Here is a 13,090-nt window from a genome sequence, read left to right as displayed (position 1 = left end):
CAACCGGTGTCGACAGTCCGTCTCCAGTCGGGAATACCAAGATGTTTTTGTCCAGTTCCATCCTTCGCAAGCTGCCGGTTGCCGGCCTGATCGTCGCATCGCTTGGGCTTGCCGGCTGCTCCCAGGAAAAAGCGGAGGTGAAGGACATCATCCGACCGGTCAAGGTCGTCGAGATCGCAAAGGCGCATGACACCCGCACGCTGTCCTATTCCGGATCGGTGCGCGCCCGCACCGAGAGCACGCTGGGTTTCCGCGTCAGCGGCAAGATCACCGAGCGTCTCGTCGATATTGGCCAGCGCGTGGCGCCCGGCGATGTGCTCGTCCGCGTCGATCCCTCCGACTACGAACTGTCGGTCAAGAGCGCGCAGGCAGCACTCGATGCCGCCGAACGGCAGGTCGAGACGGTCGAACTCGCCCGCAAGCGCGCCGAACAGCTTTTCGCCAAGAATTTCGCGCCGAAATCGCAGCTCGAACAGGCGACGCTGACCTATGACCAGGCCGTCGCCACGCGCGACTCCGCCCGCTCGACGCTCGCCCAGGCCAGGAACCAGGTCGGCTATACCGACCTCAAGGCCGACAGGGACGGCATCGTCACGGCGGTCAATGCCGATGTCGGCCAGGTGGTCGGCTCGGGTACGCCGGTGGTCACCGTCGCGGTCGATGGCGAAAAGGAAGTGCTGATCGCGGTTCCGGAAATGGAGATCGCGGAGTTCAAGCCGGGCAAGGACGTCAAGGCGGGCTTCTGGTCCGACGCGGCGCTGGCGCTCGACGGCAAGGTCCGCGAGGTCGCCGGCAGCGCCGATGCGCAGTCGCGCACCTTTGCCGTCCGCGTCAGCCTGCCCAACGACCCGCGCGTGCTGCTCGGCATGACCGCCAATATCGAGGCGTCGGCGGCCAACGAAAAGCAACTCGTCTCCATCCCGCTCAGTGCGCTCGCCGAGCAAGGCAGCCAGTCGATCGTCTGGACCGTCGATCGTGGCGCCGACACGGTTCATGCCCGTCCGGTCAAGGTCGCCGAGTTCGCCGCCGACGGCGTGCGTGTCGCCGAGGGGCTGAAACCCGGCGATGTCGTGGTCGCCGCCGGCACGCAGTTCATGACCGAGAATCTGAAGGTGAAGCTCGCCGGAGGCACGACGCAGCAGTCCGCCTCGGCCGAGGGCGACGACGCCAGCCAGCTGCGCTGACGACAGACAGGTCGGCCGCGCGTTCCCGCGGCCGCAGGTTTCCGGGCGGCGTGCCCGAAGGTCGAGACGTCAAGGCCGATGTTCCCCCGCATCGATCCTCGCGTCCCACCGCGATGAGTGTCTCCGCGCTCGGAAAGCTCGCCGCCCGGAAGCCAGTATCGAATGCAGATGATTTCGTTCCGCGCGCCGCGCTTCCTCGAAGCACCTTCCTCGAAGCACAAGAGCGCCGGCAACCAAGCAACGTGGACCAGCACCGATGACGACCTCCACTGAAGAAAAGCGGCCCTTCAATCTGTCGCGTTGGGCGATCGGCCATCCCTCGATCGCGCGCTTCCTGTTCGGGCTGATCATCATCGCCGGTGGGCTCGGCCTGATGCGCATGGGCCAGAAGGAAGACCCCGATTTCACCTTCCGCGTCATGGTCGTGCAGGCGATCTGGCCCGGCTCCTCGATCCAGGAGATGGAGGACCAGGTCGTCAACAAGATCGAGCGCAAGCTGCAGGAGACGCCGCATCTCGATTTCGTGCGTTCCTTCACCCGCGCCGGCAGCGCCATCATCACCGTGCAGATCAAGGGCGACACCAACGCCGCCGAGGTGACGGACGCCTTCTATCAGGTGCGCAAGAAGGTCGGCGACATATCAGGCGACCTGCCGCAGGGCCTGCTCGGCCCCTATTTCAACGACGAGTTCGGCGACACCTTCATCACGCTGCATTCGATCAGCGGTGACGGCTTTTCCTATCCGGAGCTGAAGAAGTTCGCCATCCAGGCGCGCGACATGCTTCTGACGACGCCTGGCGTCGAAAAGGCCGTCATCATCGGCGACCAGCCGGAAAAACTCTATATCGACGTCTCGTCCAAGGCGCTGGCCGAACGCGGCCTGACGCTGACCGACCTGCAGAACGCGATCAAGGGCCAGAACAATGTCGACCCGGCCGGCTCCGTCGACACCGGCGTCAATTCGGTGCGCATCTCCGTCGAAGGCGACGTCGCCAAGGCCGCCGACATCAGGGAATTGCGCCTGCGCGCCGGCGGCCAGGTCACCCGGCTCGGCGACATCGCCACCGTGACCTCCGGGCTCGAAGATCCCTTCCAGCGCAAATACCGCTTCAATGGTCACGACAGCGTGCAGCTTGGCGTCGTCATGGCCAAGGGCTTTAAAGTCACCGACGTCGGCAAGGATGTCGAGGCGACCTACAAGCGCTTCGAGGAGGCGCTGCCCTATGGCGTCTCGGTCGACCAGATTTCCGACCAGCCCGAAGTCGTCAAGGATGCTGTCAGCGAGTTCATGCATGCGCTCGGCGAAGCGCTGCTGATCGTGCTCGTCGTCTCGTTCCTGTCGATCGGCTGGCGTTCGGGCCTGGTCATCGCCATTGCCATACCGCTGGTTCTGGCCGCCACCTTCGCCATCATGTACGAGCTCGGCATCGATCTGCAGCGCATTTCGCTGGGTGCCTTGATCATCGCGCTCGGCCTGCTCGTCGACGACGCCATGATCGTCGTCGAGATGATGGAGCGAAAGCTGGAGGAGGGGCTGGTCAAGATTGAGGCGGCGAGCTTCGCCTATTCCTCGACCGCATTCCCGATGCTGACCGGCACGCTGATCACCACCGCCGGCTTCATCCCGGTCGGCTTCGCCGCTTCGACCGCGGGCGAATATGTGCGCACCCTGTTCTACGTTGTCGGCATCGCGCTGATCGTGTCGTGGTTCGTGGCGGTCTATTTCACGCCGTGGCTGGGCAACATGATCCTCAAACAGCGCAAGCACGCGGGCAGCCATCACGACGCCTTCGACACGCGCTTCTATCGCCGGCTTCGCTCGACCGTCGGCTGGGCGGTGCGCCACCGCATCATCGTGCTGGTGATGACGCTGGTGACCTTCGGCACCAGCCTGTGGGCCTTCCAGTTCATTCCGCAGAACTTCTTCCCGCAATCGTCGCGGCCGGAAATCCTGGTCGATCTGTGGCTGCCGGAGGGCACCTCGATCAAGGAGGTCGAGGCGCAGGCCAAGACGCTGGAAGCCAAGATGATGGACGACAAGGACAAGCGGTTCATCGCCACCTATATCGGCGAGGGCGCGCCGCGCTTCTTCCTGCCGCTCGACCAGCAACTGCGTAACCCGAACTTCGCCCAGATGCTTGTCATGGCCAATGACGAACCGGCGCGCGAGCGGCTGATCGTCAAGCTGCGCACCATCCTGGCCCAGGATTTCCCGTCGATCCGCGCCAAGGTCGACCGCCTGTTCCTCGGACCGCCAACCGGCTGGCCGGTACAGATGCGCATCATGGGTCCGGACCGCCAGGAAGTGCGCCGCATCGCCGACCAGGTGAAGGCGAAGTTCCGGGAGGATCCGTTGCTGGGTGCCGTGCATGATGATTGGCTGGAGCCGGTGCCGGCGATGAAGCTGGTCATCGACCAGGACCGTGCCCGTGCGCTCGGCGTCACCTCGCAGCGCATCCGCCAGATGCTGCAGGCCGCTATGTCCGGCGCGCCGCTCGACGACTTCCGCGACGGCGAGGAGACGGTGTCCATCGTCGCCCGCGAGCCGGACGCCAGCCGCAGCCTGCTGTCCTCCGTCGACTCGGTCTATATCCCGACTGATTTCGGTGGCTTCGTGCCGCTGTCGCAGGTCGCCAAGGTGGTGCCTGTGCTGGAGCAAGGCATCGAATGGCGCCGCGACCGCCTGCCGACCATCTCGGTGCGCGCCACATTGCCCGACGGCGTGCAGTCCAACGACGTCGTCACCAAGATGTACAAGGACATGCAGGGCCTGCGCGATGGCCTCGCCCCCGGCTACAAGATCGAGATCCAGGGCGGGGCCGAGGACTCGGCTGAAAGCCAGGCCTCCATCGCCGCCAAGGCACCGATCATGCTGGCCATCATCGTCGTGCTGCTGATGATCCAGCTGCAGAACTTCGGCAAGGCGATGCTTGTGCTGGCGACTGGCCCACTCGGCATCATCGGTGCTGCCGCCGCTCTGCTGATCAGCGGCGCGCCGTTCGGCTTCGTCGCCATCCTCGGCGTCATCGCGCTGCTCGGCATCATCATGCGCAACTCGATCATCCTGGTCGACCAGATCGACCAGGACATCGCCAGGGGCATGGAACGCTCGGAGGCCATCATCGGTTCGGCCGTGCGCCGCTTCAGGCCGATCGTGCTGACGGCGATGACGGCGGTGCTGGCGCTGATCCCGATCTCGCGCGCCGTCTTCTGGGGTCCGCTCGCCTACGCCATGATGGGCGGCATCCTGGTCGCCACCGTGCTCACCATCCTGGTGCTGCCGGCGGGCTACGCCCTGTTCTTCGGCCGCGAGCCGAAGAAGGCGAAAACCGATGAGCAGGCGCCGGAGCCAGGAGAGATCGAAGGCATCGAGCGGCCGCAACTGGCGTTGGCGGCGGAATAAGAAAAAACCGGCCGGTCGATTTGCGACCGGCCGGTTCTTTTTGATGCAGCGGCTTGGGCCGCTGGCGGATCAGGCCATCAGATGACGAACACCCAATTGGCGATGAGCATGACCGCCACACCGGCGATCAGGGTCAGATAGGGCAGCATGCCCGCCTTCTTGACCGAAAGATCGGCGCCCGCCATGCCGAGGTCGGCCAGCATGTGGTCGGGGAACTTGCCCTTGTCCTGGATGTAGTGACGGAAGCAGAACACCGGGATGATCAGTGCCGCTGTGATCAGGCCGGCCCACAGCGCCATCGGGTTCCACACCTTGGCGCCCGCGCCCATGAAGATGGCGTTGACATAGGCGAAGATCGCTCCGATGCCGAGCAGCCAGGACGGCGCCCGCCACGGCCTGGCGATATGGCCGTTGTCGATGCGGTGGATCCAGCCGGCATTGAGGTTGAGGAAGTTGAAGATGATGTAGCCGCAGTTCGACACGGCAAGGATGAAGAAGAAGCTCGTCGCGTCGGCGGAAGCGATCGCCAGCACGATCAGGTTGAAGCAGAGGTCGGTCCACATGGCACGCGTTGGGGCGCCATGCTCGTTGACGTGGCTGAGATAGCGCGGCAGCCAGCCATCGACCGAACCCTGATAGAGCGTGCGCGAGGAGCCGGCCATCGCCGTCATGATGCATAGCACCAGGGCCAGGATCATCAGCATCACCAGCAGGCTATGGATGATCTTGCCGCCGCCGACCATGCCGGCCAGCGCATCGGCCACGCCTGACCCGTCGACGATCGGCGTTGCCAGCATGCCGTTCAGGCCCAGCACGCCCTGGAAGGTGAAGGGCACCAGGATGAACAGAAGCATGCACAGCAGGCCGGAATAGAAGATGGCCTTGAACGTGTCGGTACCGGGGTTCTTGAACTCCGACGTGTAGCAGACGGCGGTCTCGAAACCGTAGGTCGACCATGCGGCGATAAACATGCCGCCGAGCACCAGCGTCCAGCCGGCGATGTTCCAGGAGCCGGGGTCCGGCGCGTAGGCGGCCGCCAGCGGCACCAGCGGCGAGAAGTTCGCCCAGTCGATCTGGCCGGTAACGATCGGCACGACGCCGACGATCAGCATCGGGATGATGACCAAAAGGCCGATATATTTCTGCACATTGGCGGTGCCCAGGATGCCGCGATGCTGGATCGAGAAGATGATCAGCATCAGCACCGCGCCGATGAAGAAGGTGGCGTTGAGCGTGAAGGACACCGGACCCAGCGTGTGGCTCCACAGCGTCCAGTTGCGGATCGCCGGCGTCGCGGCGGCGGTAACCGCTGTGACGGCATCGGCGGGAACCGTTCCGGCATGGGCGGCGATGTAGGCCACCACCTCGGGCGAGGTGTCGGTGAAGATCGGCAACGGCGCCAGCGCGTTGAGGATATAGGCCGCGGCGATCGAGCAGCCGAGCGACAGCACCGGCGACCAGGCGAACCAGTTGCACCACACCGAGAGCGGCGCGATGAACTTGGAATAGCGCAGCCACGCCGTGGCGCCGTAGATCGAAGCGCCGCCGGACTTGTTCGGAAACAGGCCGGCGATCTCAGCATAGGTGAAGGACTGAAGAAAGCCCATGATCATGGACACCGTCCAGATTAGGAAGGCCAGCTTTCCCGTCGTGCCGGCGATGCCGCCGATCGAGAACAGGACCAGTGCCGGAACGCCGCTCGCCACCCAGAAGGCGCCGCGCCAGTCGATATGCCTGAGCAGCTTGCTTTCGGCAGGCTGGTCCAGGACCGTGCTTATCGTGCTCATGTCGATGAGTTCCCCTTTTTCGATGTTCCCCGCCAGCGATGCCTCGGCTATGCGAAGCTTGCTCCCCGGCAAATGATCGTTCCGGCTGCGGTGTTTCCACTCAGTCGTATTTTTTTCTTAAGAGTGAAGATTGATCCGGCGCGCTTTCACGTCAAGCGATTTGTGAAACCGTGCACATCACGCTTGCGAAACATGCTCTTGCCTTCTCCCACAAGGGGAGAAGGCAAGGGTTGCCGCTCTACGAACGTGGTTTGGTCTTTTGCGGATCGTAGTGGGCAAATGCGACGACCCGCGCCGGCAGCCGCTTGGCATGGCCGTCGAGCTTGCCGATTTCGACCTCGGTGCCGATGGCGGCGTGGGTGACGTCCAACCGCGCCAGCGCGATGTTTTTGTTCAGCACCGGCGAGCGCATGCCCGACGTGACGACGCCGATCTGGGCGCGGCCGACATGGACGCAGTCGCCATGGCCGACGGCGACATTGCTGTCGATATCTAGGCCGACCAGCTTCGTCTGCGGATGGTCCTTGCGCCGGATCAGCGCCTCGCGGCCGACGAAGTCGTCGGTCTTGCTCTTCAGCGGCACGGTGAAGCCGATGCCGGCCTCGAACGGGTCGGTCTGGTCGGAGAATTCATAACCGGCGAAGATCAGTCCGGCCTCGATGCGCACCATGTCGAGCGCCTGCAGACCCATCGGCTTCAGTCCATGCGGCTGGCCGGCTTCCCATATGGCGTCGAACACCTTTTCGGCGTCGCGCGGATGGCACCAGACCTCATAGCCGAGTTCGCCGGTATAGCCGGTGCGCGAGACGACGATGGGAATGCCGTTGCCGCCACCGATGCGCGCCACGGCGAAGCGGAACCATTCGAGTTCCTCGATCGAGGGCTGCAGCGGCGAGGTCCAGATCACCTGTTTCAGGATGTCGCGGCTCTTTGGCCCCTGCACGGCGACATTGTGCATCTGGTCGGTGGACGAGCGCACCAGCACGTTGAGGCCGAGCTTTGTCGCCGTCTCGCGCAGCCATTCGCCGGACAGATCGTCGCCGCCGACCCAGCGGAAATTGTCCTTGCCGAGCCTGAGCAGCGTGCCGTCGTCGATCATGCCGCCATGCTCGTAGCACATGGCGGAGTAGACGACCTGGCCGACGCCGAGTTTCCTGACGTCGCGCGTCAGCGTGTATTGCAGCAGGGCTTCGGCATCCGGGCCGGTGACCTCGAATTTGCGCAGCGGCGATAAATCCATGATCACCGCGTCCTGCCGGCAGGCCCAGTATTCGGCGATAGGTCCTTCCTTGGCGAAGGAATTGGCCAGCCAGTAACCCCTGTACTCGACGAAGTCGCGTGTGTGCTTGGCAAAGCTCTGGTGAAAGGCTGTCTCGCGGGTCATTTTCGGTTCCGAATCGGGCGTCATGCGTCTGGCGATCGCTCGCGAGAATTTGTGCTGGCCGGAATAGGTCCGCACGTGGATGTCGGTCAGGTCCCAGCCATTGGCCGGCGTCGTGTCGTCGGGGCAGGCGGAGGAAACGCAGACGATGTCGGTCAGCGCGCGCAGCAGAACATAGTCGCCGGCGCGCGACCATGGCTCGTCCGACACCATCACGCCATGGGCGTCGATCGCCGTGTTGAAGAAGAAGTTGATCGCCATCCAGCCGGCGCGGGCGTTCACCCCCTTATCGGAGAGCGCGCGGTTGAAATTCTCCGAGCAGTTGGTGTGGCCGGGATAGCCGATGTCGTCGTAATATTTCGCCGCACAGGCGAGCGCGAAGGCGTCGTGCCGGCCGCACGTGTCCTGCACCACCTCGACCAGCGGCTCCATGTCCTGGTCGTAGTATTTGGAATGCAGGCCGGGCATCGGATAGCTCGCGCCCATCAGCGTGCGCGTCGTCGTCACATCAAGCGGATGGTCGAGCCCCTTGTCGAGCTTGCGCGCCGAGAAACACTGGAAGTCGGTGCACTGGCGCCCGTCGACATCGATGATCTGCAGATAATCGCCGGCCTTGACGAAATAGGATTCCGCCGTCGCCGAATGGACGCGCAGGTCGAGCACCGGATCGGCGAGCGGATCGGCAAGCCGGGATCTTAATTTCAGGCGGATCGTGTTGCGCCGCACGATGATGCTGAGCGGCGTCGCCGTGTCATGCCCGTCGACCAGCATCGGCCCGCCGGGCGCGGCAATCAGCATCGCGCCATCGCGCTGGACGGAAAACGCTTGCTCGGTACCGGCAGGCGTCGAGCCGCCGAATACGCGCACCGCCTTGGGCTGATCAAGCTGAACCTGCCGGCGCTCGAGCCCGCGCCGCAGCGATGCGATGCTGTCATCGCCCTCGGCGAGCAGCGCCTTGATGCCGGCGGCATTGCTGTTGGGTTCCTCGCCGAGAATGCCTGGATCGGTGACGCCTGACTTGTCCCAGGCCAGCAACTCGCAGGCCTGGCCGCCTTCGACGTTGCGCACCGTAATCGTATCGCCGGCCTCGACTTCGATCAGCACCGCGCCATTGCCCTGGATCGTGTACCGTTCCATCCCCGGCGGCAGCGTGATCTGGCCGGGCCTCAAGATGAGGCTTGGCCTGGGCGGTCCGGCTGCGACTGTGGGGTAGGGCGACTGGCTCATCTCAGCCCTGCGGTTCGAGAAACAAGTTTGCCTGTGTGTGAAATTATTTTAGCGACAAGAATAGCAGTGTCGGTGAGTTTGGCAAGCGGAGGCGCCGTTACTGGTGCTATCGTTTTGGTGCATCCTTGCCGGTCGCCTGGTCTTCGAACGTCAGCGCTGCCCCTCATCTGGCTGCCGCCATCTTCTCCCCGTAAACGGGGCGAAGGGCGCTGTCGCCGTCGATTTCGCCAATCGCCAACGTCACAGATCGGAGCGCCGCCGTTGCGGACAGCCCCTTCTCCCGTCACTATACGGGGAGAAGATGCCGGCAGGCAGGTGAGGGGCAGCGCCGAGTTCTGCTGATTGGCAGCTAAAGCTCCACGGAATGCCCGATAGCCACGCCATACTCCGCCGCCGAATCCAGCATCGTGTGCCACAGGCTCTCGGCGAAAGTCGCGAAGACCAGCAGATTGAACACCACCTGTCCGTCGCGATCCGCACCTCGCCATAGCGTAACGCTGGTATGATCCATCGAGGTCGCTGCGGCGGCACCCACGCCAAACACATCGGAATGCAGATCGATAGACGACAGCTTGGCCAACATCGCGCGCGCCTTCGCGCCGGAGATGCTGATCAGCACGCGCGCATGCGACTGGTCCGACAGCGAGGCGCAGGATGCGAAAACGGGAGCGAGCGACTCCATCGTGTGCTTGCCGCCCTTCGACAGCACCATGAATTGATCCGGTCCCGACCAGATCAGCGTGGCGTCCGCCGTGCCGACCGCCTTTGGCGTCTCCGGCCCCGCGACGCCGAACCGCACCTGTGCTGCCTCGGCCATCTCCCCCGCCTTGCCGCGCCGCGCCATCACCTGGACGAGATCGAAATCGCGGATCTCGGTCAGCGACACGCCGGCGTCACCCTGCGCGCCGTGGCGGCCGGTGACGAGCGCGCGATCAAGCGGGCCGCGGGTCTCCCAGGAAAACTCAGCCACGCTGGCGCCCTCCATCCGGATCGTAGAAGACGGGAGTGCAAATCTCGACATCATAGTCCTCGCCGCGCAGCGGATCGTGCGCGTGCACGGTCTCGCCGATGCGCTCGCGGCCGCGCTCGATGAGCGCCAGCCCGATCCACTGGTCCAGCGTCGGCGAGAAGCAGACCGAGGTGACATAGCCTTGATCATTGTCCGGGCCGGCGATCTCGCCTTTCGGAATGATGTGCGCCCCGGAACGCAAGCGCCGGGCCTTGTCGGTCGGCTTGATGCCGACCACCACCTGCCGGTCCGGCGCCACTAGCGCCTCGCGGCCGGCCATGACGCGGCCGATGAAGTCCTTTTTAGTCGACATCATCTTGCCGAGGCCGAGATCGGCCGCGGTTGTCGTGCCGCTGAGTTCCGGCCCGGCGACATGGCCCTTTTCGATGCGCATGACGCCGAGCGCCTCGGTGCCGTAAGGCGTCACGCCGAACGGCTGGCCCGCAATCATCAGATTGCGCGCCATCGCCTCGCCGTAGCGCGCCGGCACCGAAATCTCGAACGCCATTTCACCGGAGAAGGAGATGCGGAACAGCCGCGCTTTGACGCCGCCGCGCAACGCGACTTCGCGCACGCCCATGAAGGGGAAACCTTCGTTGGAGAGATCTTCCGAAGGATCGACGATCTCTTTCAACAGGTCGCGGGTCTTGGGTCCGGCAATGGAGAACTGCGCCCACTGGTCGGAGACCGAAGTCAGTTGCACGTCGAGTTTCGGAAACAGCACCTGCCGGCAGAATTCGAGGTGCTGCATCACCAGCCCGGCCTTGGCCGTCGTGGTGGTCAGGAAATAGTGGTCCTCGGCCAGCCGCGACGTGGTGCCGTCATCATAGACGATGCCGTCCTCGCGCAGCATCAGCCCATAGCGCGCCTTGCCGACGGCAAGATTGGAGAAGGTGTTGATGTAGACGCGGTCGAGGAAGGCGCCGGCGTCCGCGCCATGCACGTCGATCTTGCCGAGTGTCGAGACATCGCAGAAGCCGACGCCGCCGCGCACAGCCTTGACCTCGCGGGTCACCGATTCCAGCCAGTCCTTCTCGCCCGCGCGGGGGTACCACTGTGCCCGTTTCCATAAACCGGTGTCGACAAAGATAGCGCCCTGTTCGGCTGCCCAGTGATGCGACGGCGTCAGCCGCGTCGCATGAAAATTCTCGTCGCGATGGTGGCCGGCAAAGGCACCGATGGCGACGGGCACGTAAGGCGGGCGATAGATGGTCGTGCCGGTCTCGGGAATGGATTTGCCCGTGACCGCCGCCATGATGGCGAGGCCGGCGACATTGGAGGTCTTGCCCTGGTCGGTCGCCATGCCGAGCGTGGTGTAGCGCTTCAGGTGCTCGACCGATTCAAAGCCCTCACGCTGCGCCAGCTCGATGTCGGAAGCGGTGACGTCATGCTGCTGGTCGACAAACGCCTTGCCTTTGCCTGCGACATGCCACAGAGGCGTCAGCGAAAAGGCCTCGTCGTCGGCGACCGGCATCGATCCCGCACCGCTGCTGCGTCCAGCATCGCGCGCGGCGGCAGCACCAGCCTCGAACCCTTGGCGAAGGCAGGCGCCGAGGCCGAAGGCACCGTTGGCGGCACCCGCGGCAACCATGCCGGGCGGGGCGCCATCTGGCACGAAGGCGGCGATGTCGTCGCGCCATTTCGGCCGGCCTCGATGGTAGGAGGTGAGCCCGACCGTCGGGTTCCAGCCACCGGACACGGCAAGTCCGTCGGCCTCGACCTCGGCACGTGCGCCGCCGGCCAGCGAAACGGAAAGCTTGCGCACGCCGGTCTTGCCGCCGTCGACGCCGCTGACGGAGCCGTGCAGCACCGGGAAACCGCCCTTGCTGGCAAGCGAGCGATGCGCCGGCGAGATCTCCGCACGGGCGTCGATCACCGCCGCGACCTGCAATCCGGCGCCGAGTGCTACCTCGACCGTGCGCCAGCCATCCTCATTGTTGGCGAACAGCGCGATGCGCTTGGCCGGCGCTGCGGCGTAGCGATTGATGTAGCTGCGCATCGCGGACGCCATCATGACGCCGGGCGTGTCGTTGCCGGCAAAGACGATTGGCCGTTCGAGCGCACCTGCCGCGACGACGCAGCGCTTGGCCACGATCCGCCACAGACGCTGCCGCACCTGATGCTCGGGCGGCTGCGGCAGATGATCGTTGACCCGCTCGATCGCGCCATATGTGCCGCCGTCATAGACGCCGAACAGCGTCGTGCGGCTCATGATGCGCACGTCGGGCAGCGAGGCGAGTTCGGCTAGCGTTCGCGCCAGCCATTCTGCCGCCGGCAGTCCGTCGATCGTGCCGCCATCGGCAAGCAGGCGGCCGCCGGGCACGAAATCCTCTTCGCACAGGATGACCCGCGCGCCGCTGCGACCGGCAGCCAAAGCCGCAGCCAGGCCGGCCGGCCCCGAACCGGCGATCACTACGTCGCAATGCGCCCAGGCCTTGTCATAGTGGTCGGGGTCGGGAACCACGGCGGCACGGCCGAGGCCGGCGGCGCGGCGGATCGCCGGTTCGTAGATCGCTTCCCAGAACTTCGCCGGCCACATGAAGGTCTTGTAGTAGAAGCCGGCGACGAAGATCGGCGCGAACAGCTGGTTGACCGACATGACGTCGAAGTTGAGCGACGGCCAGCGGTTCTGGCTGGCCGCTTCGAGGCCATCATAGAGCTCGGCGGTGGTGGCCTTGGTGTTGGCCTCGCGCCGCGCGCCGGTGCGCAGCTCGACCAGCGCGTTGGGCTCTTCCGAGCCCGCCGTCAGGATGCCGCGCGGGCGATGGTATTTGAACGAACGGCCGACCAGCTTGACGCCGTTGGCGACCAATGCCGAGGCAAGCGTATCGCCCTTGAAACCGGAGAAGCTCTTGCCGTCGAAGCTGAAATTCAGTGGCGCCGCACGGTCGACGAGACCGCCCGATGCAAGGCGATGGGACTGGCTCACGATGTAAGGCCTTCCATCAATTCGACGTCTTTTGAGAAGCCAGCGCTGCCCCTCATCGCCCTGCCGGGCACTTCTCCCCGTATAGTGACGGGGAGAAGGAGGCTGGCCGCGGCTGCGGCGCCCTTCTTGCAACGCTGATGATTGGCGAAACCGTTGATTAGGGCGCCCCT

6 protein-coding genes are annotated in these 13,090 nt (G+C 64.8%); 2 read left to right on the top strand and 4 right to left on the bottom strand.

Translation table 11 applies throughout. The features are described from left to right. The first annotated feature begins 41 nt into the window (after positions 1-41). A complete protein-coding gene (locus LB569_RS16755; RefSeq protein ID WP_224693246.1) occupies positions 42-1,184 on the top strand; it encodes an efflux RND transporter periplasmic adaptor subunit in 1,143 nt (380 codons plus the stop codon). A 256-nt stretch (positions 1,185-1,440) separates the two neighbouring features. Then, positions 1,441-4,587: an efflux RND transporter permease subunit gene (locus LB569_RS16750; RefSeq protein WP_224693245.1), complete on the top strand. Its 3,147-nt coding sequence runs from the start codon at positions 1,441-1,443 to the stop codon at positions 4,585-4,587. Positions 4,588-4,664: 77 nt separating this feature from the next. On the opposite strand, the gene LB569_RS16745 is transcribed toward LB569_RS16750, so the two are convergent. From LB569_RS16745 to LB569_RS16730, 4 genes are all read right to left on the bottom strand, one after another. Then, positions 4,665-6,374, bottom strand: a complete 1,710-nt coding sequence (locus LB569_RS16745; protein ID WP_224693244.1) for an APC family permease — start codon at positions 6,372-6,374, stop codon at positions 4,665-4,667. 238 nt (positions 6,375-6,612) lie between these two features. Next, the gene (locus LB569_RS16740) at positions 6,613-8,982 is read right to left on the bottom strand and encodes a DUF1989 domain-containing protein (protein WP_224693243.1); all 2,370 of its coding nucleotides are present in this window, start codon (positions 8,980-8,982) and stop codon (positions 6,613-6,615) included. Positions 8,983-9,331: 349 nt separating this feature from the next. Next, positions 9,332-9,952, bottom strand: a complete 621-nt coding sequence (locus LB569_RS16735) for a sarcosine oxidase subunit gamma (RefSeq protein ID WP_224693242.1) — start codon at positions 9,950-9,952, stop codon at positions 9,332-9,334. After that, positions 9,945-12,923, bottom strand: coding sequence for a sarcosine oxidase subunit alpha (locus LB569_RS16730; RefSeq protein ID WP_224693297.1), 2,979 nt, complete (start codon positions 12,921-12,923; stop codon positions 9,945-9,947). The genes LB569_RS16735 and LB569_RS16730 overlap by 8 nt, the downstream gene beginning before the upstream one ends. Between the last annotated feature and the right edge of the window lie 167 nt (positions 12,924-13,090).

This window comes from Mesorhizobium sp. BH1-1-4, from assembly GCF_020165665.1.
GTDB lineage: Bacteria > Pseudomonadota > Alphaproteobacteria > Rhizobiales > Rhizobiaceae > Mesorhizobium.
Note: the sequence above shows the minus strand (reverse complement) of the source record. Positions and strands in the feature narration are given on the sequence as shown.